Source organism: Streptomyces sp. NPDC054047 (genome assembly GCF_055585065.1).
The window spans coordinates 1158582-1182369 of sequence record NZ_JBVJKV010000001.1 but is presented as its reverse complement, the minus strand read 5'-3'; the positions used below and the strand labels follow the sequence as shown (position 1 = coordinate 1182369).

Sequence of the window (23788 nt, the reverse complement as noted above, 5' to 3'; positions counted from 1 at the left end):
CCTTCCCGCCCACCCGCCCGAAACCCCGCATCCGCCCCTGAACGAACAAGCCTTCCCGCCCACCCGCCCGTTGACCCGCAGTCGGGAGCGCTCGGGAGGGGGCGGGCCGGTTTGTCCGCCCGGAGCACGGTTCGCGGCGCTCCGGGGCCGAAGTGCCAAGGCGGCCACCGGACGATAGCGAGGACGGACATACCGGCGCGGCCCCGCCCCTAAGGCGGCGCGGCCCCGCTCCGGTGCCCCCCCGGCAGGGCTACTTCTTCTTGGCGCCCAGGACTTGGGCCAGCAAGTCCCCCAGGCCGCCGCCCCCGGAACGCCCCGCCCCCGCCGTCGGCTTCGACGACGTCCGGGCCCGCTTCGTCAGTACCGTCAACAGCACCGGGATCAGCAGTTCGATCACGCGGGTCACCGAAGCCGCCGGCAGGCCCGTCTTCTTCGCCACCGCATTCGCCACCGGCCGACTCATCTTCGCCAGCACCCCGGACAGCATTCCGCCCGCCGCGAGCCCTCCGAAGCCCCCGAACCCGGCGATCCCCTGCGGAGGCGACGCCTCGGTGAGGGCCTGTTCGACCTCCTCCGCCTCCGCGGGGTCCGCCGCCTTCTCCCGCAGGTTGCCCGAAAGCGCGGTCACCGTGGTGCCCACCACGTCCTGCGCCCCGGCCGCATCCGTACCGAGCAGCCCCGCGATCTCCTGGAGCTTGTCGTCGCCGAGTTCGTCCAGGACGTCCTTCTCCAGTGAAGTGCCGGGCGTGGTTTCGGGGGATTCGTCGCTCATGGGGGAAACGCTACTTCCGCCCAACTTCGTCGGCACCCCGAAGGCACCCCCAAGGCACCCCCGAGGCATCCCGAAGGCATCCCGAGAACACCCTGAAAGAAAGAAGCCTTGCCCGTGCAACCCTTTCCGCCCGACGCGGGTCGTACTTTGCGTCGGGACTCCCGTAGGGGGGATCTGGGGGGATCGCGGGGTACCGACAGGGGAGGGGAGACCCGAGGGGCCCGGCCGAAAAGCCGGGCCCTTCGAAGCTTTCCCGCCACCCCGCTGCCCCCACTCCCACACCCCCGGGGGAGTTATCCACAGGCTTCCCACGCTGTCAGTGCCGGGCGATAACGTCGGCTCATGTCAAGCCCAGCGACAGCAAGCGGCGCGGTGGTCGAAGGGGTCCTGGAGCGGATCACCTACGCCAACGAGGAGAACGGGTACACGGTCGCCCGTGTGGACACCGGCCGCGGCGCAGGCGACCTCCTCACCGTCGTCGGCGCACTGCTGGGCGCCCAAGTGGGAGAGTCCCTCCGCATGGAGGGCCGCTGGGCCTCCCACGCCCAGTACGGCAAGCAGTTCACGGTGGAGAACTACACCACCATCCTCCCCGCCACCATCCAAGGCATCCGCCGCTACCTCGGCTCCGGCCTCATCAAGGGCATCGGCCCCGTCATGGCCGACCGCATCACCACCCACTTCGGCGTGGACACCCTCGACATCATCGAGCAGCAGCCGGGGCGCCTCGTCGAAGTCCCCGGCCTCGGCCCCAAACGCACCAAGATGATCGCCGCGGCCTGGGAGGAACAGAAGGCCATCAAGGAGGTGATGGTCTTCCTGCAGGGCGTGGGCGTCTCCACCTCCATCGCCGTCCGCATCTACAAGAAGTACGCGGACGCCTCCATCTCCGTGGTGAAGAACGAGCCCTACCGCCTCGCCGCCGACGTCTGGGGCATCGGCTTCCTCACCGCGGACCGCATCGCCCAGTCCGTCGGCATCCCCCACGACAGCCCCGAACGCGTCAAGGCAGGCCTCCAGTACGCACTCTCCCAGTCCACCGACCAGGGCAACTGCTACCTCCCCGAGGAGCGCCTCATCACGGACGCGGTGAAGCTGCTCCAGGTGGACACGGGCCTGGTCATCGACTGCCTGGCGGAGCTCGCCAAGGAGGAGGAAGGCGTCGTACGCGAGAGGGTCCCCGGCCCCGAGGGCGAAGAGGACGTGACCGCCGTCTACCTCGTCCCCTTCCACCGCGCGGAACTCTCCCTCTCCGCCCAGCTCCTGCGCCTCCTGAAGACCCCGGACGACCGCCTGCCCGCCTTCCGGGACGTGGCCTGGGACAAGGCCCTGTCCTGGCTCGCCACCCGGACGGGCGCCGACCTCGCCCCCGAGCAGGAGGCGGCCGTCAGGCTCGCCCTGACGCAGAAGGTCGCCGTCCTCACCGGCGGCCCCGGCTGCGGCAAGTCCTTCACGGTCCGCTCCATCGTGGAGCTGGCCCGCGCCAAGAAGGCCAAGGTCGTCCTCGCCGCCCCCACGGGCCGCGCCGCCAAACGCCTCGCCGAGCTGACCGGCGCCGAAGCCTCCACGGTCCACCGCCTCCTGGAGCTCAAGCCGGGAGGCGACGCGGCGTACGACAAGGACAGGCCGCTCGACGCCGACCTCGTCGTGGTCGACGAGGCGTCCATGCTGGACCTGCTCCTGGCCAACAAGCTGGTGAAGGCCGTCGCCCCCGGCGCCCACCTCCTGTTCGTCGGGGACGTGGACCAGCTGCCGAGCGTCGGCGCCGGCGAGGTCCTGCGCGACATGCTCAGCGAGCGGAGCCCCGTCCCGGCGGTCCGGCTCACGCACATCTTCCGCCAGGCCAAGCAGTCCGGCGTCGTCACGAACGCCCACCGCATCAACTCCGGAGTGCCGCCCATCACCCAGGGGCTCTCGGACTTCTTCCTCTTCGTGGAGGACGAGACCGAGGACGCGGGCCGGGTCACGGTGGACGTGGCCGCCCACCGCATCCCGGCCAAGTTCGGCCTCGACCCCCGCCGCGACGTCCAGGTGCTCGCCCCGATGCACCGCGGCCCCGCGGGCGCGGGCAACCTGAACGGCCTGCTCCAGCAGGCCATCACCCCCAGCAGGCCGGACGTACCGGAGAAGCGCTTCGGCGGCCGCGTCTTCCGCGTCGGCGACAAGGTCACCCAGATCCGCAACAACTACGAGAAGGGGCAGAACGGCGTCTTCAATGGCACCGTCGGAGTAGTCACCTCGCTCGACTCCGACGAGCAGCGGCTCACGGTCCTTACGGACGAGGACGAGGAGATTGGGTACGACTTCGACGAACTGGACGAACTGGCTCATGCGTACGCGGTCACCATCCACCGCTCCCAGGGCAGCGAGTATCCGGCGGTGGTGATCCCGGTGACCACGGGCGCGTGGATGATGCTGCAACGGAATCTGCTCTACACGGCGGTCACCCGCGCCAAGAAGCTGGTCGTCCTGGTCGGTTCGCGCAAGGCTCTGGGGCAAGCGGTGCGCACGGTCTCCGCGGGCAGACGCTGTACGGCCCTGGATTTCCGGCTCGCCGGAGGCCGTGGCTCCACTCCATGAACCGCCCCCGGATCCGCCCCCGGATCCACCCCCGGAAATTTTGATCGATCAAACGAGTAGGAAAGGTCACACACCACTTCCGCAACCGGGGCACAGGGGGGCAGGATGAGTAGGTTGGCGGCACTGAGTGCCGCCATTAGGCCCAATGGTCGACCCCGAGTGCACTCTCCAGGGCCAAATGGGGGATGGTAGAGACAGTCAGGGCACCTCGAAGAAGAGGCACAACGTCGGTGAGGGATGACGTGAGCGACAACTCTGTAGTACTGCGGTACGGCGATGGCGAGTACACCTACCCGGTGATCGATTCGACCGTCGGCGACAAGGGCTTCGACATCGGGAAGCTCCGCGCCCAAACCGGTCTGGTGACCCTGGACAGCGGCTATGGCAACACCGCCGCGTATAAATCCGCCATCACCTACCTCGACGGCGAGCAGGGCATCCTGCGCTATCGCGGTTATCCGATTGAGCAGCTGGCCGAGCGCTCCACCTTCACCGAGGTGGCGTACCTGCTGATCAACGGCGAACTGCCGAAGGTCGACGAGCTCGCCAGCTTCAAGAACGAGATCACGCAGCACACGCTGCTGCACGAGGACGTCAAGCGGTTCTACGACGGCTTCCCGCGTGACGCCCACCCGATGGCGATGCTGTCGTCCGTGGTCAGCGCGCTGTCGACGTTCTACCAGGACAGCCACAACCCGTTCGACGAGGAGCAGCGCGACCTCTCGACGATCCGCCTGCTCGCCAAGCTTCCGACGATCGCGGCGTACGCCTACAAGAAGTCCGTGGGCCACCCGGTCGTCTACCCGCGCAACGACCTCGGCTACGTCGAGAACTTCCTGCGCATGACCTTCTCGGTGCCGGCCGCCGAGTACGACCTCGACCCGGTCGTCGTCTCCGCGCTGGACAAGCTCCTGATCCTGCACGCGGACCACGAGCAGAACTGTTCGACCTCCACCGTGCGCCTGGTGGGCTCGTCGCAGGCGAACATGTTCGCCTCGATCTCCGCCGGCATCTCGGCCCTCTGGGGCCCGCTGCACGGTGGCGCCAACCAGTCCGTCCTGGAGATGCTCGAGGGCATCAAGCAGGACGGCGGCGACGTCGACAACTTCATCCGCAAGGTGAAGAACAAGGAAGACGGCGTGAAGCTCATGGGCTTCGGGCACCGCGTCTACAAGAACTTCGACCCCCGGGCGAAGATCATCAAGGCGGCGGCGCACGACGTCCTCTCGGCTCTCGGCAAGGACGACGAGCTGCTGGACATCGCGCTCAAGCTCGAAGAGCACGCGCTGGCCGACGACTACTTCGTCGAGCGCAAGCTCTACCCGAACGTGGACTTCTACACGGGCCTCATCTACCGCGCGATGGGCTTCCCGACCGAGATGTTCACCGTGCTGTTCGCGCTCGGCCGGCTGCCCGGCTGGATCGCGCAGTGGCACGAGATGATCAAGGAGCCGGGATCGCGCATCGGGCGCCCGCGCCAGATCTACACGGGCGAGGTTCTCCGGGACTTCATCCCGGTCGAGGGTCGCTGACCTTCGCACCACCCAAGCGAAAAGCGCCCCGCCGCCGATCCCCCCACGGGTCGACGGTCGGGGCGCTTTCCTGTTTCCCGGTGCGGATTCCCCCCACGGGATCCGGCCGGGCGTCTGTGGTGGCAGCGCGCCAGTCGTACTGCGATCTGCCGGGACGCGTACGTACAGGAGGGCCGCTCAAGCTCCCCGGTGCACGTGTCCCGGCCAACGCATTCCTAGGAACATCCCCCAAGATGTCCCCGATGTCTAGAGACGTCCCCCAAGACGTCCCTGGCATCGTCCTCTTAGACTCGCGAGCCCCCCGAATGGTTACGTTGGGATCGCTGTGATCTGCGTCTCCTGCATATGTCCTGTACATGCGCAAGAGGCCCGAAATGCCGATCGGGACTCAGGCGTGAGAATGCTGCAACCACGATGTGAAGAGACTATGTGAAGTTTCTGAGTCGGAGGCTGTTGGTCACGACAAAGACCGAAGAAAATGCCATCGCGGCGCCGGCGATCATCGGATTCAGGAGCCCGGCCGCCGCCAGCGGCAGCGCGGCCACGTTGTAGCCGAAGGCCCAGAAGAGGTTGCCCTTGATCGTGGCGAGAGTCCTGCGGGAGAGCCTGATCGCGTCGGCGGCCCCGCGCAAGTCCCCGCGCACCAGCGTCAGATCGCTCGCCTCGATGGCCGCGTCCGTGCCCGTGCCCATCGCCAGGCCCAGATCGGCGGTGGCGAGCGCGGCGGCGTCGTTGACCCCGTCCCCGACCATCGCGACGACCTTGCCCTCGCTCCGCAACCGCCGTACGACATCGACCTTGTCCTCGGGCAGGACGTCGGCGTACACGGAGTCCGCGTCGATGCCGACGGCCCGCGCCACCGCCCGCGCGACGGCCTGGTTGTCCCCGGTGAGCAGCACCGGCGCAAGGCCCAGGGCGCGCAGCTCGCGCACGGCTTCGGCGCTGGTGTCCTTCACGGCGTCGGCGACGGTGAGGACGCCGCGTGCCTCGCCGTCCCAGGCGACCAGGACGGCCGTACGTCCCGCCGCCTCGGCCTCCGCCTTGAGCGCGGCCACCGAGGTGAGCCCCTCGACCCCCGCGTCCGCGAGCAGCCGCTCACGGCCCACGAGCACACGGTGTCCTTCCACCGTGCCGCGCACGCCGGACCCCGCGACGTTCTCGAACCCCTCCACGGCGGGCAGAGCGCCCACGGGAAGCCCCAACTCGGCGGCGGCGCCCGCCGCGACGGCCCGCGCCACCGGATGCTCGGAGGCGTGCTCCAGGGCGCCCGCGAGCCGCAGCAGCTGCTTCTCCTCGGTCTCCCCGGCGGCGTACACGTCCCGCAGCGTCATGCGTCCCGTCGTCACCGTCCCGGTCTTGTCCAGGACGACGGTGTCCACCCGGCGGGTGGATTCGAGGACTTCGGGGCCCTTGATGAGGATGCCGAGCTGCGCGCCGCGCCCCGTGCCGACCATCAGGGCGGTCGGCGTCGCCAGGCCGAGTGCGCACGGGCAGGCGATGATCAGGACGGCGACGGCCGCCGTGAAGGCCGCGGTCACGTCGCCGGTGGCGCCGAGCCAGCCGCCGAGCGTGGCGGTGGCGATCATCAGGACGACCGGCACGAAGATCCCGGCGATCCGGTCGGCCAGGCGCTGTACCTCGGCCTTGCCGGTCTGCGCGTCCTCGACGAGCCTGGCGATCCTGGCCAGTTGGGTGTCCGAGCCGACGCGCGTGGCCTCGACGACGAGCCGCCCCGAGACGTTCGTGGTCGCCCCGGTCACCGCGTCGCCCGCGGCCACGTCCACCGGGACGGACTCGCCGGTCAGCGTCGAGACGTCGAGCGCGGAGGAGCCCTCGACGACGGTGCCGTCGGTCGCGACGGTCTCCCCGGGACGTACGACGAAACGGTCGCCGACGGCGAGACGCGCGACCGGGACCCGGACCTCCGCGCCGTCCCGCAGCACGGCCGCGTCCTTGGCGCCCAGTTCGAGCAGGGCGCGCAGGGCCGCGCCCGCCTTCCGCTTCGATCGGGCCTCCAGCCAGCGGCCGAGCAGGATGAACGTGATGACGCCCGCGGCGACTTCGAGATAGAGCGTGGAGGATGCGTCGGCGCGCGACACCGTGAACGCGAAGCCGTGCCGCATCCCCGGCATCCCCGCGTCCCCCAGGAACAGCGCCCACAGGGACCAGCCGAACGCGGCGAGCGTGCCCACCGACACCAGCGTGTCCATGGTGGCCGCGCCGTGCCGCAGGTTCGTGAAGGCCGCCCTGTGGAAGGGGAACCCGCCCCAGACGACGACGGGCGCGGCCAGGGTCAGCGAGAGCCACTGCCAGTTGTCGAACTGGAGCGCGGGGATCATCGCGAGCAGGACGACGGGCAGCGAGAGCACCGCCGAGCCGATCAGGCGCTGACGCAGGGTGTCGGGCTCGGTGATGTCGGCGGTGGTCGTCGGTGCCTGCGGCTCGGGGGGAGCCGGGACGATCTCCTGAGCGGTGTAGCCGAGCTTCTCGACCGTCGCGATCAGCTGCCCGACCTCGACCCCGTCCGCGTACGAGACCTTCGCCTTCTCCGTGGCGAGGTTGACCGACGCGGTCACGCCCTCCACGCGGTTCAGCTTCTTCTCGATGCGGGCGGAGCAGGAGGCGCAGGTCATTCCGCCGACGGCGAGTTCGACTTCGTTCATGGCTCTTTCGTACGTCCGGTATGAAGCGGCAGCGGGCCCTGTGACGGTGTCACAGGGCCCGGGGTACCCGGCAAGCGGCAGGTCAGGCCTTGCTGACACCGGCGAGTTCGTAACCCGCCTCGTCGACCGCGGCGCGGACCGCGGCCTCGTCGAGCGGGGCGTCGGAGACCACGGTCACCTGGCCGGTGGCGGCGACGGCCTTGACGGAGCTGACGCCCGCGATCTCCGAGATCTCGCTGGAGACGGCGCCCTCGCAGTGGCCACAGGTCATGCCGGTCACCTCGTACACGGTCGTCACGGCGCCCTGCGCGGTCTCGGCGGCGCCGTCGGAGTGGCAGGAACCGCTGGGGGAGCAGCAGGAGCCGGAGGTCTCGGCCTGCGGGAGCTCGGTCTGGGCGCTCATGTCGTTCTCCTCGGTGAGGGTGCGGCGTGTGTGCGTGCGTACTTATGCGTCGTAATGTGCAGGAGTGGTCCCGGCGTTCCCGCCCGACCCCCTGACACTCATCACAGTATACCCCTAGGGGGTACACCTCAACGGGGTGGCCACCGCGGCGGGCGAGGATGGTGTCCCACCGGGGCGGTCAGTCCGTGCGCCCGCGGTTGCGCGGCCTCGCGGCGACCCAGGCGCGGATGGTGTCCGCGTACCAGTAGGGCTTCCCGGACTCCACGTGGTCGGGTTCGGGAAGCAGGCCGTGCTTGCGGTAGGAGCGCACGGTGTCCGGCTGCACCCGGATGTGTGCGGCGATGTCCTTGTACGACCAGAGCCTTCGGTCGGTCATCAGTGGCACCTCCCTGCGCGCGCCGCAGGGGCGACTCGGGGGGAGCCGTCGGGGGAGCTGCGGTACGACGCTGGCGATCACTCAGCCTGTGCCCGTTGAACGACGCGGAGTGAGCGCAGGGGGGCGGCTGTCGACCGGCTGTGACGGAAGACCCGCGTAGGCGGGACATGTGTGACAGGAAGAGGTTGTTTGTGACGGTTGTGATGCATCCGAGGGGCGCGGGGGCGCGGCGCGCGGCGGGCGCATGGATGCGGAGCGTGGGCGGGGAGGCATGAGCGAGGTGGACCGGGCCCTTCGCCAAGCTCTTGAGGAGCAGGGGATACCCCAACCGCCGGGCCCGGTCCACCGACTCCCCCTCACCCCCCCCGTGCCGTGACGGCAACGAAGGTTCCCCCGCGCCGGATGGCTCGAAGGCGACAGCGTGCCGTCGGTGGGGCGTGCCGGTATGGGAGAAACGCGCAACGCGCGGCCGACGGCGAGGGGGGGATCGCGGCCTCAGGCCAGGACCAGGCTCGTCGGCTCGTCCGCGAGCCGGTCGGCCGACGGCGGGCCGCCGCTCGGGGTCAGGAGCGTGCGCCGGACCGCCGTGAACTCGCGCGGCGTGCGGCCCGTCATGGCCCTGAACTCGCCGCTCGGATACGCCTGGTCGTAGAAACCGCAGACCGCGGCCGTCTCCGCCTGGGTGCGCCCCGCGCCCGCACCGTCCGGTCGCAGGACGGCGGCCCGGCCCCGGTCCAGCGCGCGAAGACGTCGTCCAGGAGGGCGAAACGCTCGCGCCACGCGGGCAGCGCGCCCAGCGCGGCGGCGAGTTCGGCGACGCTGCCCCAGCCGGACTAGGCGCCGCAGGAGCGCAGATACGAGCGGGTGCGGCGGGCGATGGGCAGCGGCTTGTCCGGCGGGCACGGGTACATGTCCTGCTCGACGATGGCGAACAGGTCGACGCCCAGCTTCTGGGCCGCCGCGAGGACCGGCTCGATGGCGGGCACCCCGGTCGGCGGCTCGCACATCACACCGCGGGCCACGGCGGGCCCGAACGGCATTTCGTTCGCGTGCACTTCGGCGAGGACGGCCGGGTCGACCTGCTTGAGGTGCAGATAGCCGATCCGTTCGCCGTACGTCTCGATGAGCTGGACGCTGTCGCCGCCGCAGTAGGCGTAGTGGCCCGTGTCCAGGCAGAGCGAGACGAGGTCGGAGTCGGTCGCGTCCAGGAAGCGGGTGACGTTCTTCTCGTCGTCGATGTGCGTGTCGGCATGCGGATGGACGACCACGCGCAGGCCGTACCGCTCGCGCACCTCGTACGCCAACCGCTCGGTCTGGACCGTGAGCTGACGCCACTGCTCCGGGGTGAGCGTGCGGTCCTCCAGGACCTCACCGGTCTTGTCGTCGCGCCAGAAGGACGGGATGACGACGAGGTGCTCGGCGCCCATCGCCTGGGCGAGTGAGGCGTTGTCGGCCACATGGGCCCACGTCTTGTCCCATACGGAGGGTCCGTGGTGCAGGCCCGTGAAGACCGTTCCGGCCGACACCTTCAGACCGCGCTTGAGGGTCTCGGCGGTGAGCACCGCCGGATCACTGGGCAGATAGCCGTACGGACCGAGCTCGATCCACTCGTATCCGGAGTCCGCCACCTCGTCCAGGAAGCGGCTCCAGGGGACCTGGCCCGGGTCCTCGGGGAACCACACGCCCCACGAGTCGGGTGCCGAGCCGATCCGGATGCGTGACAGCGTCGTCATGCCCGCCAGCTTTCAGGGCGCCGCGGAACGGTGTCAAGGAGTGGTCCGAATGTAAGGACAATGTGTTGACAGGGTTCGTGCGGCGGAATAGACCTGGGGGAGATCTCAGGGGCGATGCCGAGAGGGAGTGCAGGGTGACCGATCCGTACGACGTCATCGACGCGCATGACGTCAGCGATCCGTACGACGTCATCACGATGGGCCGGATCGGGGTGGATCTCTATCCCCTGCAGGCCGGCGTGCCGCTCGCCGACGTCAGCACCTTCGGCAAGTTCCTGGGCGGCTCGGCGTCGAACGTCGCCGTCGCCGCGTCCCGCCTCGGCCGCCGCGTCGCCGTCGTCACCCGCACCGGCGAGGACCCCTTCGGGGACTATCTGCACCGGGAGCTGCGGGAGTTCGGGGTCGACGACCGGTGGGTGAGCGGCGTCCCCGACCTGCCGACCCCGGTGACCTTCTGCGAGGTCTTCCCGCCGGACGACTTCCCGCTCTACTTCTACCGGCGGCCGAAGGCGCCCGACCTGGAGATGTACGAGAAGGAGCTCGACCTCGACGCGATCGCCGCCGCGCGGGTGTTCTGGATGACGGGTACGGGGCTCTGCGCGGAGCCCAGCAGATCGACGACGCTGGCCGCGCTGCGGCGGCGGGCGAAGGCCGGGCTCACCGTCTTCGACCTCGACTGGCGGCCGATGTTCTGGGAGCGGGCCGACGAGGCGCGGGGCTTCTACGCGCAGGCGCTCGCGCAGGCCACCGTCGCGGTGGGCAACCTCGACGAGGTCGAGATCGCCACGGGCGTGCGCGAACCCGAGGCCGCCGCACGCGCGTTGCTGGACTCCGGTGTCGAACTCGCCGTCGTCAAGCAGGGCCCCAAGGGGGTGCTCGCCATGAACAGCCGGGGCGAGCGCGCCGAGGTGCCGCCGCTGCCCGTGACGGTGCTCAACGGCCTCGGGGCCGGGGACGCCTTCGGCGGGGCGCTGTGCCACGGGCTGCTCGGCGGCTGGGAGTTGGAGCGGATCATGCGGTACGCCAACGCGGCGGGGGCGATCGTCGCGTCCCGCCTCGAATGTTCGTCCGCGATGCCGTTCCCGGACGAGGTCGACGCGGCGCTCGCCGCGGGAGCCGTGACGCATGGTTGACCTCACCGGACTCGTCAGGACCCGGGCCCGGCACCCCGAGGCCGTCGCCGAGGCCGCCGCCCGGCGCACCCGGCGCCCGCTCCTCGGCGACACCGGGCGGCTGATGATCATCGCCGCCGACCACCCCGCCCGGGGCTCCCTCGCCGTCGGCGGGGACAAGCTGGCCATGGCCAACCGCGGAGACCTCCTCGAACGGCTCTGCGTGGCCCTCTCGCGGCCCCGCGTGGACGGCGTGCTCGCCACCGCCGACATCCTCGAGGACCTCCTCCTGCTGGGCGCCCTGGACGGCAAGGTCGTCATGGGGTCGATGAACCGGGGTGGGCTCGCGGGGGCCTCCTTCGAGCTGGACGACCGGTTCACGGGCTACCGGGCGAAGGACATCGAGCGCCTCGGGTTCGACGCGGGCAAGCTCCTGCTGCGCGTCGACTACGAAGACCCCGGCTCCCTCGAAACGTTGCACTCCAGCGCCCGCGCGATCGACGCCATGGCCGCCCGGAAGCTGCCCGTCTTCGTCGAGCCGTTCCTCTGCCGCCGCGGCCCCGGCGGCGGCCCGCTCCGCAACGACCTGGGCGCGGAGGCCGTCACGATGTCCATCGCCATCGCGTCGGGGCTCGCCGGGACATCGGCGTACACCTGGCTGAAGGTCCCGGTGACCGAGAACCCGGACGACATGGCGCGCGTCATGGAGGCGTCGACCCTGCCCGCCGTCCTCCTCGGGGGCGACATCGGCGACGACACCGACGCCGCGTACGAGAAGTGGCGCGGCGCGCTCCAACTGCCCACCGTGCACGGGCTCGTCGCCGGGCGCACGCTGCTGTACCCGTCCGACGGCGACGTGGCGGGCGCCGTCGACACCGCCGTCGGACTGCTGTAGGAGGGCCACATGACGTACGTACCGAAGGGCAGCGCGGCCGAGGGGCCGTACGCTCTCGAACTCGACCCCAAGCGGTCCGGTCTGGTCTATTCCGCGCTGCGCGTGATCGACATCGAACCCGGCACCACACACTCCTTCGCGACCGGGGAGAGTGAATGGATCGTGCTCCCGCTGACCGGCGGCTGTACGGTGCACGCGAAAGACGAGATCATCGAACTGCTGGGCCGGGACAGCGTGTTCAGCGGAGTGAGCGACTTCGCCTACGTGCCCCGTGACGCCCACATCCAGATCGCCTCCGGCGCGGGAGGCCGCTTCGCCCTGGCAGGAGCGAAGTGCGAGCGTCGACTCCCCGCCCGCTACGGCTCCGCGCCGGAGGTTTCCGTCGAGCACCGCGGCAGCGGCACCTGCTCCCGCGAGGTCCGCAACTTCGCGTCCGCTGACGCCTTCGAGTGCGACCGGCTCATCGCCGTCGAGGTGATCACGCCCGGCGGCAACTGGTCCTCGTACCCGCCGCACAAGCACGACGAGCACCGTCCGGGCGTGGAGGCCGAGCTCGAGGAGATCTACTACTTCGAGATCGAGGCCGACGAGCGCGGCAAGGAAGGCTTCGGCTACCAGCGGGTCTTCCCGTCACGCCCCGGCGGCACCGATGTCCTCGCCGAGGTCCGGACGGGCGACGCCGTGCTGGTGCCCGACGGCTGGCACGGCCCCTCGATCGCCCAGCCGGGGCACAGCATGTACTACCTGAACGTGATGGCGGGTCCCGGCGACGAGCGGGAGTGGCGGATCTGCTTCCACCCCGATCACACGGAGGGATACCGATGACGGCGGAGGGAAATCGATGACCACGACCAGGCTCACCACCGCGCAGGCCCTCGTCCGCTTCCTGTCCCGGCAGTTCACCGAGCGCGACGGCCGGCGGCAGCGGCTCATCGGCGCCACCTGGGGCATCTTCGGGCACGGCAACGTGGCGGGCATCGGGCAGGCCCTCCTGGAGCACGGCGACGCCATGCCCTTCCACCAGGGCCGCAACGAACAGGCCATGGTGCACGCCGCCGTCGGGTACGCCCGCCAGTCCGGCCGCCTGTCCACGCACGCCGTCACGACCTCCATCGGGCCCGGCGCGACCAACCTCGTCACCGGCGCCGCCCTCGCGACCGTCAACCACCTGCCCGTCCTGCTGCTGCCCGGCGACGTCTTCGCGGCCCGCCCCGCCGACCCGGTGCTCCAGCAGCTCGAAGTCCCCTGCGCGGGCGACGTGTCGGTGAACGACTGCCTGCGCCCGGTGTCGAAGTACTTCGACCGGATCACCCGGCCCGAGGCCCTGATCCCGGCCGCGCTCGCCGCGATGCGGGTGCTCACCGACCCGGTGGACACCGGCGCCGTCACGCTCGCGCTGCCGCAGGACGTACAGGCGGAAGCCTTCGACTGGCCGGAGGAGTTCTTCGCGGAGAGGGTGTGGGGCGTACGCCGTCCGGCGCCCGACCCGCGGGAACTGGCCGCGGCCGTGCGGGCCGTGCGCGACGCGCGGCGCCCGCTGATCGTCGCGGGCGGCGGGGTCCACCACAGCGCGGCCGAGGACGCGCTGCGAAGGCTCGCGGACGCCACCGGCATCCCCGTCGCCTCCACCCAGGCGGGCAAGGGCTCCCTGCGGTTCGACCACCCGGCGGACGTCGGCGGCATCGGGCACACGGGCACGGCCGTCGCCGACGAACTCGCCCGCACCGCCGACCTGGTGATCGGCGTCGGCACCCGCTACAGCGACTTCACCACCGCGTCCGGCACGCTCTTCACGGCGCCGGACGTCCGCTTCCTGAACCTCAACATCGCCGCGTTCGACGGCCACAAGATGGCGGGCACGCCCCTGATCGCGGACGCGCGCGCGGGCTTGGAGGCTCTGACGGGCGCCCTGGAGGGCCGGCGCGTCGAGCCCGCGTACGTCGCCGAGTACACCGAGGACAAGGTGCGCTGGGAGCAGCGCGTCGACGCGGCGTTCGCGGCGGACGAGCCCGACGTACGGCCCACGCAGCTCCAGGTCCTCGGCCTGCTCGATGAGGTGGTCACGGACGAGGACGTGGTCATCAACGCGGCCGGGTCCCTGCCCGGAGATCTCCACAAGCTGTGGAGGGCGCGCTCGCCCCGGCAGTACCACGTCGAGTACGGCTACTCCTGCATGGGATACGAGATCCCCGCGTCGATCGGCGTCGCCATGGCGGCACCGGACCGCCCGGTCTGGGCGCTGGTGGGCGACGGGACGTATCTGATGATGCCCACCGAGATCGTCACGGCGGTCCAGGAGAACATCCCGATCAAGGTCGTGATCCTCCAGAACCACGGGTACGCGTCCATCGGCGGGCTCTCCGAGTCCGTGGGCGGCGAGCGGTTCGGCACCGCCTACCGCTTCCGGGCCCCCGACGGGACGTACACGGGGGCCCCGCTGCCCGTCGATCTCGCGGCCAACGCGGCCTCGCTCGGGATGCGCGTGATCCGCGCCAAAACAGTCGCTGACCTGCGCGATGCCCTCGCCGACGCGCGGGCGGCCGACGGTCCCACATGTGTCTACGTGGAGACGGAAACGGCAGACACAGTGTCGCCCCCGCCCCCGGCGCAGGCGTGGTGGGATGTGCCCGTGGCCGAGACCGCGGACCGACCGTCCGCGATCAAGGCCAGGAAAGAGTACGACCGGCACGTCTCAGCCCGACGCCGCCACCTGTGAGAGTAGGGATGCTTGTCATGACGAAGACCGTCAATCACTGGATCGGTGGGAAGACCGTCGAGGGTGTGTCGGGGACGTACGGCCCGGTGACCGACCCGGCGACCGGCGCCGTCACCACGCAGGTCGCCTTCGCGTCCGTTGACGAGGTGGACGCCGCCGTCGCCTCCGCGCGCGAGGCGTACGCCACGTGGGGCAAGTCGTCCCTGGCCAAGCGCACCTCGGTGCTCTTCGCCTTCCGCGCGCTGCTCGACGCCAACCGTGACGCGATCGCCGAGCTGATCACCGCCGAGCACGGCAAGGTGCACTCGGACGCGCTCGGCGAGGTCGCCCGCGGCCTGGAGATCGTCGACCTCGCCTGCGGGATCACGGTCCAGCTCAAGGGCGAGCTGTCGACGGAGGTCGCCTCGCGCGTGGACGTCTCGTCCATCCGCCAGCCCCTCGGCGTCGTCGCGGGCATCACGCCCTTCAACTTCCCGGCCATGGTGCCGATGTGGATGTTCCCGCTCGCCATCGCGTGCGGCAACACGTTCGTCCTGAAGCCGTCGGAGAAGGACCCGTCGGCCGCGATGAAGATCGCGGAGCTGCTCTCGGAAGCGGGCCTTCCGGACGGTGTCTTCAACGTCGTGCACGGCGACAAGGTGGCCGTCGACCGGCTGCTCGCGCACCCGGACGTCGCGGCCGTCTCCTTCGTCGGCTCCACGCCGATCGCCCGCCACATCCACACCACCGCGACCGCCAACGGCAAGCGCGTCCAGGCGCTCGGCGGCGCCAAGAACCACATGCTGGTGCTGCCGGACGCCGACCTCGACGCGGCGGCGGACGCGGCCGTGTCGGCGGCGTACGGCTCGGCCGGCGAGCGCTGCATGGCCATCTCGGCCGTGGTCGCCGTCGGGGCGATCGGCGACGAGCTCGTCGCGAAGATCAAGGAGCGGGCCGAGAAGATCAAGATCGGCCCCGGCAACGACCCGACCTCGGAGATGGGCCCGCTGATCACCGCGGCGCACCGCGACAAGGTCGCCTCGTACGTCACCGGCGCTGCGGCCGAGGGCTGCGAGGTCGTCCTCGACGGCACCGGGCACACCGTCGACGGCTTCGAGGACGGCCACTGGATCGGGCTCTCGCTCCTGGACCGGGTGCCGGTGACGGCGAACGCGTACAAGGACGAGATCTTCGGCCCCGTCCTGTGCGTGCTGCGGGTCGACACGTACGAGGAGGGCGTGGCGCTGATGAACGCCTCCCCCTTCGGCAACGGCACCGCGATCTTCACGCGCGACGGCGGCGCCGCGCGCCGCTTCCAGCTGGAGATCGAGGCCGGAATGGTGGGCGTGAACGTCCCGATTCCGGTGCCGGTCGGCTACCACTCCTTCGGTGGCTGGAAGGACTCCCTCTTCGGAGATCACCACATCTACGGAAATGACGGGACGCACTTCTACACCCGGGGCAAGGTCGTCACCACCCGCTGGCCGGACCCCTCGGACGCACCGGCGGGCGTGGACCTCGGCTTCCCGCGCAATCACTGACGGCACAAGAGGGCCCGCGTACCGCGACGGCGGTACGCGGGCCCTTTTGCCTACTCCCCAGGGATGCAACCGGGTTCAGACCACCGGCTGCCTCGGTTGTCGGCCGCCGCCCGTACGGTTGACGCATGGATCTACGACTGCCCAAGCTGCCCAAGCGCAGACTGCTCGCCGCGGTGGCCGCCGTCGCGCTGCTCGCGGGCGCAGGCACCTGGACGGCGGTGGCCTCGGACGACGGGCCCGCCGTGCACCGCGAGGACCGCATGATGCGGATGACGGGCGCGGGCGGCGCGAAGATCGACACCTCCTACTTCACCGCCGGCGACCCGTCGAAGAAACGCCCCGCCGTCCTCATCGGCCACGGCTTCGGCGGCAGCAAGGACGACCTGCGCGCCCAGGCGGAGGACCTGGCCGCCCAGGGGTACGCGGTCCTGACCTGGTCGGCCCGCAGCTTCGGCAGGTCCACCGGCAAGATCGGGCTCAACGACCCCAAGGGCGAGGTCGCCGACGCCAGTCACCTGATCGACTGGCTGGCGAAGCGGCCCGAGGTGCAGCTGGACAAGAAGGGCGACCCCCGCGTCGGCATGACCGGCGCCTCGTACGGCGGCGCGATCTCCCTCCTGACCGCCGGGTACGACGACCGGGTGGACGCCATCGCCACCCAGATCACGTACTGGAACCTCAGCGACGCGCTCTTCCCCGACGGGGTGTTCAAGAAGCTCTGGGCAGGCCTCTTCATCAACACCGGCGGCGGCTGCGAGCGGTTCGAGAAGCGGCTCTGCGAGATGTACGACCGCGTCGCGGTGAACGGCAAGCCGGACGCCGAGGCGCGCGAGCTCCTCGCCGAGCGCAGCCCCGAGGCCGTCGGCGACCGCATCAAGGTGCCCGCCCTGCTCATGCAGGGCCAGACCGACTCCCTCTTCCCCCTCGGCCAGGCCGACGCCGCGGCCAAGGCGATCCGCGGCAACCACGCGCCCGTGTCCGTCGACTGGATCTCGGGCGGCCACGACGGCGGCGACCGCGAGACGGGGCGCGTCGAGGCCCGCGTCGGATCGTGGTTCGACCGCTACCTGAAGGACGACAAGGGCGCGGACACCGGCCCCGCGTTCCGCGTCACGCGCACCGGCGGCGTCGACACCACCGACGGCGCCGCACAGCTGCGGGGCGCGAGCGGCGACGAGTACCCCGGCCTGGAGAGCGACCAGCGCAAGATCGCGCTCAGCGGGCGCGAGCAGCGCTTCGAGAACCCCGCGGGCGCCGCGCCGCCCGCCATCTCCGCGCTTCCCGGCGCGGGCGGCGGCGGACTGGGCCGGCTCTCCTCGCTCGGCGTCGGTGTCTCCCTCGACTTCCCCGGCCAGCACGCCGCGTTCCAGTCGGCGCCGCTCAAGGACGACCTGCGCGTCACCGGATCACCGAAGGTGCGGGTGCACGTCAAGTCCGACAGCGAGGACGCCGTGCTCTTCGGCAAGGTGTACGACGTCGGCCCCGGCGGCGGCCAGAAGGTGCTGCCCTCGCAGCTGGTCTCGCCGATCCGGGTGGAGGGCGCGAAGGCGGGCAAGGACGTCACCATCACCCTGCCCGCCGTCGACCACGAGGTGCAGAAGGGCCACCGCCTGCGCCTCGTCCTCGCCTCCACGGACCTGGGCTACGCGTCTCCGGCACAGCCCGCCACGTACACGGTGTCCGTGCAGGGCGGCCTGTCGGTCCCCACCGCGCCCGGCGTGAAGACGGCCGCGACGCCGCTGCCCGCCTGGGTGTGGTGGCTCCCGGCGTCCGGAGCGGTGATCGCGGCGCTCCTCCTGCTCACCGCGCGGCGCCGGACGGCGGCCCCCGCACCGGACGCGGAGCTCGCGGAAGTACCGCTGCGGATCACGGACTTGAGCAAGAAGTACACGAAGTCGGTGGACCGCTACGCGGTGCGTGACGTCTCCTTCAGCGTCGAGAAGGGCCAGGTGCTCGGCCTCCTGGGCCCGAACGGCGCGGGCAAGACGACCACCCTGCGCATGCTCATGGGCCTCATCCGGCCCGACGCGGGCGAGATCCGCGTCTTCGGGCAGGCGATCAGGCCGGGCGCACCGGTCCTCTCCCGGGTCGGCGCGTTCGTCGAGGGCGCGGGCTTCCTGCCACACCTCTCCGGGCGCGAGAACCTGGAGCTGTACTGGAAGGCCACCGGGCGCCCCGCCGAGGACGCCCGCATGGACGATGCGTTGGAGATCGCCGGGCTCGGCGACGCGCTCGCCCGCGCGGTGCGGACGTACTCGCAGGGCATGCGGCAACGGCTCGCGATCGCCCAGGCGATGCTCGGCATGCCGGACCTGCTGATCCTCGACGAACCGACGAACGGCCTCGACCCGCCGCAGATCCGCGAGATGCGCGAGGTGATGATCCGTTACGCGCGGGGCGGCCGCACGGTCATCGTCTCCAGCCACCTCCTCGCCGAGGTCGAGCAGTCCTGCACGCACCTGGTGGTCATGGACCGCGGCCGGCTGATCCAGGCGGGCCCGGTCTCCGAGATCGTCGGCTCCGGCGACACGCTCCTGGTGGGCCTCGCCGACGACGTGTCCGACCCGATGGTCGACAAGGTGGCCGCGCTGCCCGGCGTCGCGTCGGCGGTCCGCGCGGACGGCGGCCTCCTCGTGCGGCTCGACGGCACGGAGGCAGGCAGCGCCGCACGCCTGCTGCCCGAACTGGTGCGCCTGGAGCTGCCCGTGGAGTCCATGGGCCCGCACCGCCGCCTCGAGGACGCGTTCCTGACCCTGATCGACGGAGGCACCGCATGAGCGCCACAGCCACGGAGCCGGGCACGGAGCCCGGCACGCAGCCGGGCACGGAGCGTGTCACGGCTCCCGGATACCGCCCCGGCCGCACGCTGCCGCTGCGGGTCGAGGCGGTCCGCCAGCTGAAGCGGCGCCGGACCCTGGTCATGGCCGGGGTGATGGGCCTGCTGCCCTTCGTCCTCGTCCTGGCGTTCACCATCGCCGGTTCGCCGGGCGGCCGCAGCGGCCGGGTGACGCTGATGGACACGGCCACGGCATCCGGCGCGAACTTCGCCGCGACGTGCCTCTTCGTGTCGGCGGGCTTCCTCCTGGTCATCCCCGTCGCGTTGTTCTGCGGGGACACGGTCGCCTCGGAGGCGAGCTGGTCGTCCCTGCGCTATCTCCTGGCGGCTCCCGTCCCGCGCGCCCGCCTCCTGTGGTCGAAGCTGGCGGTCGCCCTGGGCCTCAGCGCGGCGGCGATGATCCTGCTCCCGCTGATCGCCCTGGCGGTCGGGACGGTCGCGTACGGCTGGGGGCCGCTGCAGATCCCCACCGGCGGGGCACTGCCCGCCGGGACGGCCGCGCAGCGCCTGGTGATCGTCGTGGCGTACATCTTCGTCTCCCAACTGGTCACGGCCGCGCTCGCGTTCTGGCTCTCGACGAAGACCGACGCGCCCCTGGGCGCGGTGGGCGGCGCGGTCGGCCTGACCATCGTCGGCAACGTCCTGGACGCGGTGACGGCCCTGGGCAGCTGGCGGGACTTCCTGCCGGCGCACTGGCAGTTCGCGTGGGCGGACGCGATCCAGCCGACGATGGAGTGGGGCGGCATGATCCAGGGCTCCGCGGTGTCGGTCACGTACGCACTGGTGCTGTTCGCGCTGGCGTTCAGGGGCTTCGCTCGGAAGGACGTCGTGTCGTAGGGGTTGTGAGTTCAATCGTCGGCCGGGCTGGAGAACTCCAGCCCGGCCGACGGTGTTTCAGCCCGTCGTGGGGCCCCTGCTCCTTAAGAGCTTGGGGGAGTTTGAGGACGAACTCGGCGAAGCCGGTGACAGACCCTGCTCAAGGCCAGGGGCCCGTTCCCGCATCGAGACTCTTCCGCAACGCTTTCGAGCGAGCGTTCGCGGGGTCCCGCGCGTCACAGTCATGTGAACCGACGACGCGAGGGGGCCAGGATGCGGACCTGGAAGGTACGGCGGGGGTCGAAAGTACGGCGGGGGCTGCTCGCCGCGGCCGTGGCGGGCGGGCTGTTGCTCACCGGGTGCAGTTCCGGCGGCGGTGAGCACACCGACCGGGCCGTCGACGGCAGCGGGAAGGAACGCCGTGGCACCGCGCCGATGCCCGCGCCGCCCGCTCCCGGCGAGGATCAGCGGGACGGCAGCCAACGCGACGGCAAAGAGCGCGACTTCGCCCCGGCCCCCGACTACCTCTCCACCTTCGCCCTGGACGTGGACACCGCCTCCTACGGCTACGCCCGCCGCACCCTCGCCGAGGGCAGGCTCCCGGACCCGTCGACCGTGCGGCCCGAGGAGTTCGTCAACAGCTTCCGCCAGGACTATCCGCGCCCCGAGGGCGACGGCTTCTCGGTGAACGTGGACGGGGCCCGCACCGACGCGGACGGCTGGTCCCTGATGCGGGTGGGGCTCGCGACCCGCGCGGACGCCGATGACGGCGAACGCCCGCCCGCCGCCCTGACCTTCGTGATCGACGTCTCCGGCTCGATGGCGGAGCCCGGCCGCCTCGACCTGGTCAAGGAGTCGCTCGGGATCATGACCGACGAGCTGCGCGACGACGACTCCATCGCGCTCGTCACCTTCAGCGACAGCGCGAAGACGGTGCTGCCCATGACCCGTCTCGGGGAGAACCGCGGCAAGGTGCACTCGGCCGTCGCCGCGATGGAGCCGACCCAGTCCACCAACCTCGAGGCGGGCATCCGCACGGGGTACGACACCGCGGTGGGCGGCCGGCGCGACGGCGCCACCAACCGCGTCGTCCTCCTCTCCGACGCCCTCGCCAACACCGGTGAGACCAGCGCCGACGGCATCCTGGAGCGCATCTCCGACGCCCGCGGCGAACACGGCATCACCCTCTTCGGGGTGGGCGTCGGCAGCGACTACGGGGACGCCCTGATGGAACGCCTCGCCGACAAGGGGGACGGCCACACCACGTACGTGTCGGACAGCGAGGAGGCCCGCAAGGTCTTCTGCGAGCAGCTCCCGGCCAACATCGAGCTGCGCGCCCGCGACGCGAAGGCGCAGGTCGCCTTCGACCCGAAGACCGTCAAGCAGTTCCGGCTCATCGGCTACGACAACCGCGCGGTCGCCGACGACGACTTCCGCGACGACAGCGTGGACGGGGGAGAGATCGGGCCAGGACACACCGTGACCGCGCTGTACGCCGTGAAGATGCGGCCCGCCACGAGCGGCCACGTGGCGACCGCCAGCGTCCGCTGGCTCGACCCCGACAGCCGTGCCCCGCACGAGGAGTCGAACCAGATCGAGTCCGGTGACCTGGAGGGCGGGCTGTGGACCGCCGACCGCGGGCTGCGCACCACGGCGGTCGCCGCGTACTTCGCGGACGCGCTGCGGCAGGGCACCTCCGCCCAGTCCGGTCCCGGCGACCCCGCGGTGCGGCCGGACACCGGCGCCACGACCACCGCTCCCGCCCCTGCCCCCGAGCCGATGTCCACCTCCACCGGTTTCGCCGCCCGGCGGCCCCTGCCCGGCGCGCCCTCGCTCGCCGAACTGGCGCGGAACGCGGAGGAGTTGTCGTCGGACGACGACAAGGCCCTGCGCGACCTCGCGACCGCCGTCCGGCAGGCGGACCGCCTGACCGGCGGAAGCGGGGGCGAGGGCGGCGGGGGCGAGGAGGAGGGCGAGATCAGGTAGGGGGTTTGCCTAGAGGTCTGCCTGGAGGTCGGCCCTCGTACGGTGTCCGGGAGCTCTCCCGCTAGCCGCCGCACAGCTCCCGCTCGGCCCGCACCGGGTCGTTCGGGAAGCGGAACGACGTCCGCTCCCACACCCCGGTGACATTGCGCAGGAACCGCCCCGGCGTCATCGGATCGCGCGTCGCCGCCCGCAGCTCGGCCAGCGGTCCGCAGCCGAGCGCCCGCCGGGCGGCGGCGACCCCCGCCGGGTCGAGGCCGTCGGGGAGGGGGCCGCGGCCCCGGTCGGCGAAGATCCACGTGTCGGGCAGCCGCTTGTCGTGGCCCACGCGGCCGTTGATGCGCTCGGAGTGGGCGGCCAGCGGGTAGGCGAGGCCGATCGGGTCGAGGGCGGCCCCGTTCAGGGGGACCACCGTGCCGCTGAACCCCAGGGTGCTGTAGACGCCGGTGACGGTGGGGGAGTTGGCGGTGGCGGGGGTCCTGGCGAGGAACAGGCTCGGGGTGCCCGTGCGGTCGGCCTCGCGTACGAGACGCGCGTACTCCACGTTGCTCGGGTAGCCCGCGAAAGAGTGGTGCAAGGGGTGCGGGGCGGCGTTCTGCTGGACGTACACACCGCGCTCGTCCGCGACGCCGCCGGGCCCGATCCGTCCCTCGTACGGAATCCGCAGCCAGCTCGCGCAGGCCAGGGCCCAGACGCCGACGCCCACCGCCGCGATGGTCCACGCGCGCGTGACGGGCACCAGGAAGACCGGCAGGAGCATGAGCAGCAGCCCCGGCAGGAACATCCGGCCGTGCATGAAGTCGCCGCCCACCTTGATGACGTAGGCCCAGCACAGGAGCCCGGCGACGACGGGCGCGAGCGCGGGGACCAGGAAACCGGGGTTCCGCCGCGTCGGCGCGGGTGGCAGCAGGGCCGCGAGCAGGAACAGCGCGGGCACCCACAGGTAGTAGGGCCCCGCGAAGTCGGCGAAGTAGTCGGCCCCGCGCCCCCACAGGCTCTGCGAGGCCTCCTTGGTCACGCCGGGCAGCGGCATCAGCTGGCCGTAGTACCCGACCCGGAAGATCTCGTACGCGACCGGCAGCGCGAGGGCGGCTCCCAGACCGCCGAACGTGGCACGCCGCGAGGGCTGCGCCATCAGCCACTGGGCGACGAGGAAGACGGCGGACACGAGCGCCAGGTCGGGCCGCACGAGGGGGCCGAGCCCGATGACGACGCAGGTGGCGATCGCGTGCGCCCGCGTCACGAGCAGCAGCCAGGCCCCGGCGATCCAGCAGGTGGCCAGGCCGGTCTCCAGGCCGGAGGTGGCGAAGTCCCAGACGGGCGGCAGCGCGAGCAGGACGAGGCAGCCGAGCGGAAGGGCCGCCTTGTCCGCGTACAGCCGCAGCGCCCCGAGCGAGGCGAACGCGAACCCGGCGGCGGTGAGCAGCAGTCCGCCGTACATCGCGGCCCGCGCGATGTCGATGCCCGGCAGCCCCGCGAGCACGAGCAGCCACTGCCAGAGGGTGCCGGTGGAGGACTCGGCGCGCTCGCCCGCGTTGAAGACGGGGCCGTTGCCGGCCAGGATCTGCCGGACCGTGCGGACGTAGATGTGCCCGTCGTCGGACATCCAGCGCCGCTGGAACCCGGCGAACGCGATGACACAGGCCGGCAGCAGACACAGGACGCCGCGCCGGACGGTGCGTCCGACGCCGCGTCGGCCGTTGAGCAGCCCGAGGACGGCGTCGGGCTCGCGGAGGGAGAGGTGCGTCGACGTCATGATCTTTTATCGGCGCCGGTCAGCGGGGGCTTAAGGGATTGAGCCGGCCCGGCAGGTGATCCGCGGTGCGCACGGCTTTCCGGCCCGCGGCCGGC

Annotated in this window: 17 protein-coding genes; 10 read left to right on the top strand and 7 right to left on the bottom strand. The window is 71.4% G+C overall.

All coding sequences use genetic code 11. From position 1 onward, the window contains the following. Window positions 1-250 precede the first annotated feature (250 nt). Window positions 251-772, bottom strand: coding sequence for a DUF937 domain-containing protein (locus ACZ6ZP_RS05325; protein ID WP_469405595.1), 522 nt, complete (start codon window positions 770-772; stop codon window positions 251-253). Between the two features lie 342 nt (window positions 773-1114). On the opposite strand from ACZ6ZP_RS05325, the gene recD2 reads away from it, so the two are divergent. Both recD2 and ACZ6ZP_RS05315 read left to right on the top strand, forming a co-directional pair. Beyond that, window positions 1115-3352 carry an SF1B family DNA helicase RecD2 gene (gene recD2, locus ACZ6ZP_RS05320; protein ID WP_351164608.1) on the top strand — a complete coding sequence of 746 codons (2238 nt, stop codon included), beginning with the start codon at window positions 1115-1117 and terminating at the stop codon, window positions 3350-3352. Between the two features lie 185 nt (window positions 3353-3537). Then, complete coding sequence (locus ACZ6ZP_RS05315) at window positions 3538-4884, top strand: citrate synthase (protein WP_351164607.1); 1347 nt, start codon at window positions 3538-3540, stop codon at window positions 4882-4884. Window positions 4885-5309: 425 nt separating this feature from the next. Here ACZ6ZP_RS05315 and ACZ6ZP_RS05310 read toward each other — a convergent pair whose 3' ends face one another. The 5 genes from ACZ6ZP_RS05310 to ACZ6ZP_RS05290 form a co-directional block, all read right to left on the bottom strand. After that, window positions 5310-7547 (bottom strand): heavy metal translocating P-type ATPase, encoded by a 2238-nt coding sequence (locus tag ACZ6ZP_RS05310; protein WP_469405593.1) that lies wholly within the window; start codon window positions 7545-7547, stop codon window positions 5310-5312. Between the two features lie 82 nt (window positions 7548-7629). After that, a complete protein-coding gene (locus ACZ6ZP_RS05305; protein ID WP_351164605.1) occupies window positions 7630-7950 on the bottom strand; it encodes a heavy-metal-associated domain-containing protein in 321 nt (106 codons plus the stop codon). 178 nt (window positions 7951-8128) lie between these two features. Next, the gene (locus ACZ6ZP_RS05300; RefSeq protein WP_351164604.1) at window positions 8129-8326 is read right to left on the bottom strand and encodes a helix-turn-helix transcriptional regulator; all 198 of its coding nucleotides are present in this window, start codon (window positions 8324-8326) and stop codon (window positions 8129-8131) included. A gap of 495 nt (window positions 8327-8821) precedes the next feature. Further along, a complete protein-coding gene (locus ACZ6ZP_RS05295; RefSeq protein ID WP_469405590.1) occupies window positions 8822-9106 on the bottom strand; it encodes a hypothetical protein in 285 nt (94 codons plus the stop codon). Window positions 9107-9159: 53 nt separating this feature from the next. Next, window positions 9160-10059, bottom strand: a complete 900-nt coding sequence (locus ACZ6ZP_RS05290; protein WP_351164603.1) for a sugar phosphate isomerase/epimerase family protein — start codon at window positions 10057-10059, stop codon at window positions 9160-9162. 134 nt (window positions 10060-10193) lie between these two features. Between ACZ6ZP_RS05290 and iolC the strand changes: the two genes are divergently transcribed. From iolC to ACZ6ZP_RS05250, 8 genes are all read left to right on the top strand, one after another. Beyond that, window positions 10194-11192 carry a 5-dehydro-2-deoxygluconokinase gene (gene iolC, locus ACZ6ZP_RS05285; protein WP_351164602.1) on the top strand — a complete coding sequence of 333 codons (999 nt, stop codon included), beginning with the start codon at window positions 10194-10196 and terminating at the stop codon, window positions 11190-11192. Next, on the top strand, window positions 11185-12066 hold the full coding sequence (locus ACZ6ZP_RS05280) for a Cgl0159 family (beta/alpha)8-fold protein (RefSeq protein WP_469405589.1): 882 nt from the start codon (window positions 11185-11187) through the stop codon (window positions 12064-12066). The genes iolC and ACZ6ZP_RS05280 overlap by 8 nt, the downstream gene beginning before the upstream one ends. Window positions 12067-12075: 9 nt before the next feature. Then, window positions 12076-12891 carry a 5-deoxy-glucuronate isomerase gene (gene iolB / locus ACZ6ZP_RS05275; RefSeq protein ID WP_351164600.1) on the top strand — a complete coding sequence of 272 codons (816 nt, stop codon included), beginning with the start codon at window positions 12076-12078 and terminating at the stop codon, window positions 12889-12891. 16 nt (window positions 12892-12907) lie between these two features. After that, window positions 12908-14782, top strand: coding sequence for a 3D-(3,5/4)-trihydroxycyclohexane-1,2-dione acylhydrolase (decyclizing) (gene iolD, locus ACZ6ZP_RS05270; RefSeq protein WP_361474267.1), 1875 nt, complete (start codon window positions 12908-12910; stop codon window positions 14780-14782). 17 nt (window positions 14783-14799) lie between these two features. Continuing rightward, the gene (gene mmsA / locus ACZ6ZP_RS05265; protein ID WP_351164598.1) at window positions 14800-16302 is read left to right on the top strand and encodes a CoA-acylating methylmalonate-semialdehyde dehydrogenase; all 1503 of its coding nucleotides are present in this window, start codon (window positions 14800-14802) and stop codon (window positions 16300-16302) included. 125 nt (window positions 16303-16427) lie between these two features. Continuing rightward, window positions 16428-19079: an alpha/beta fold hydrolase gene (locus ACZ6ZP_RS05260; RefSeq protein WP_469405586.1), complete on the top strand. Its 2652-nt coding sequence runs from the start codon at window positions 16428-16430 to the stop codon at window positions 19077-19079. Beyond that, window positions 19076-19975, top strand: coding sequence for an ABC transporter permease (locus ACZ6ZP_RS05255; RefSeq protein WP_366461998.1), 900 nt, complete (start codon window positions 19076-19078; stop codon window positions 19973-19975). Before ACZ6ZP_RS05260 ends, ACZ6ZP_RS05255 begins: the two co-directional genes overlap by 4 nt. A 252-nt stretch (window positions 19976-20227) precedes the next feature. After that, window positions 20228-21940 carry a vWA domain-containing protein gene (locus ACZ6ZP_RS05250; protein WP_469405584.1) on the top strand — a complete coding sequence of 571 codons (1713 nt, stop codon included), beginning with the start codon at window positions 20228-20230 and terminating at the stop codon, window positions 21938-21940. 61 nt (window positions 21941-22001) lie between these two features. On the opposite strand, the gene ACZ6ZP_RS05245 is transcribed toward ACZ6ZP_RS05250, so the two are convergent. Next, a complete protein-coding gene (locus ACZ6ZP_RS05245) occupies window positions 22002-23693 on the bottom strand; it encodes an arabinofuranosyltransferase AftB family protein (protein ID WP_351164594.1) in 1692 nt (563 codons plus the stop codon). Window positions 23694-23788: the final 95 nt, after the last annotated feature.

Bases quoted from the DNA above. Each gene is read 5' to 3' on its own strand.
- ACZ6ZP_RS05310 (WP_469405593.1), bottom strand. From the start codon at position 7,547: ATGAACGAAGTCGAACTCGCCGTCGGCGGAATGACCTGCGCCTCCTGC.
- iolB (WP_351164600.1), top strand. From the start codon at position 12,076: ATGACGTACGTACCGAAGGGCAGCGCGGCCGAGGGGCCGTACGCTCTC.
- ACZ6ZP_RS05255 (WP_366461998.1), top strand. From the start codon at position 19,076: ATGAGCGCCACAGCCACGGAGCCGGGCACGGAGCCCGGCACGCAGCCG.
- ACZ6ZP_RS05290 (WP_351164603.1), bottom strand. From the start codon at position 10,059: ATGACGACGCTGTCACGCATCCGGATCGGCTCGGCACCCGACTCGTGG.
- ACZ6ZP_RS05250 (WP_469405584.1), top strand. From the start codon at position 20,228: ATGCGGACCTGGAAGGTACGGCGGGGGTCGAAAGTACGGCGGGGGCTG.
- ACZ6ZP_RS05260 (WP_469405586.1), top strand. From the start codon at position 16,428: ATGGATCTACGACTGCCCAAGCTGCCCAAGCGCAGACTGCTCGCCGCG.
- ACZ6ZP_RS05300 (WP_351164604.1), bottom strand. From the start codon at position 8,326: ATGACCGACCGAAGGCTCTGGTCGTACAAGGACATCGCCGCACACATC.
- ACZ6ZP_RS05305 (WP_351164605.1), bottom strand. From the start codon at position 7,950: ATGAGCGCCCAGACCGAGCTCCCGCAGGCCGAGACCTCCGGCTCCTGC.
- ACZ6ZP_RS05245 (WP_351164594.1), bottom strand. From the start codon at position 23,693: ATGACGTCGACGCACCTCTCCCTCCGCGAGCCCGACGCCGTCCTCGGG.
- recD2 (WP_351164608.1), top strand. From the start codon at position 1,115: ATGTCAAGCCCAGCGACAGCAAGCGGCGCGGTGGTCGAAGGGGTCCTG.
- ACZ6ZP_RS05280 (WP_469405589.1), top strand. From the start codon at position 11,185: ATGGTTGACCTCACCGGACTCGTCAGGACCCGGGCCCGGCACCCCGAG.
- mmsA (WP_351164598.1), top strand. From the start codon at position 14,800: ATGACGAAGACCGTCAATCACTGGATCGGTGGGAAGACCGTCGAGGGT.
- iolD (WP_361474267.1), top strand. From the start codon at position 12,908: ATGACCACGACCAGGCTCACCACCGCGCAGGCCCTCGTCCGCTTCCTG.
- ACZ6ZP_RS05325 (WP_469405595.1), bottom strand. From the start codon at position 772: ATGAGCGACGAATCCCCCGAAACCACGCCCGGCACTTCACTGGAGAAG.
- ACZ6ZP_RS05315 (WP_351164607.1), top strand. From the start codon at position 3,538: ATGGTAGAGACAGTCAGGGCACCTCGAAGAAGAGGCACAACGTCGGTG.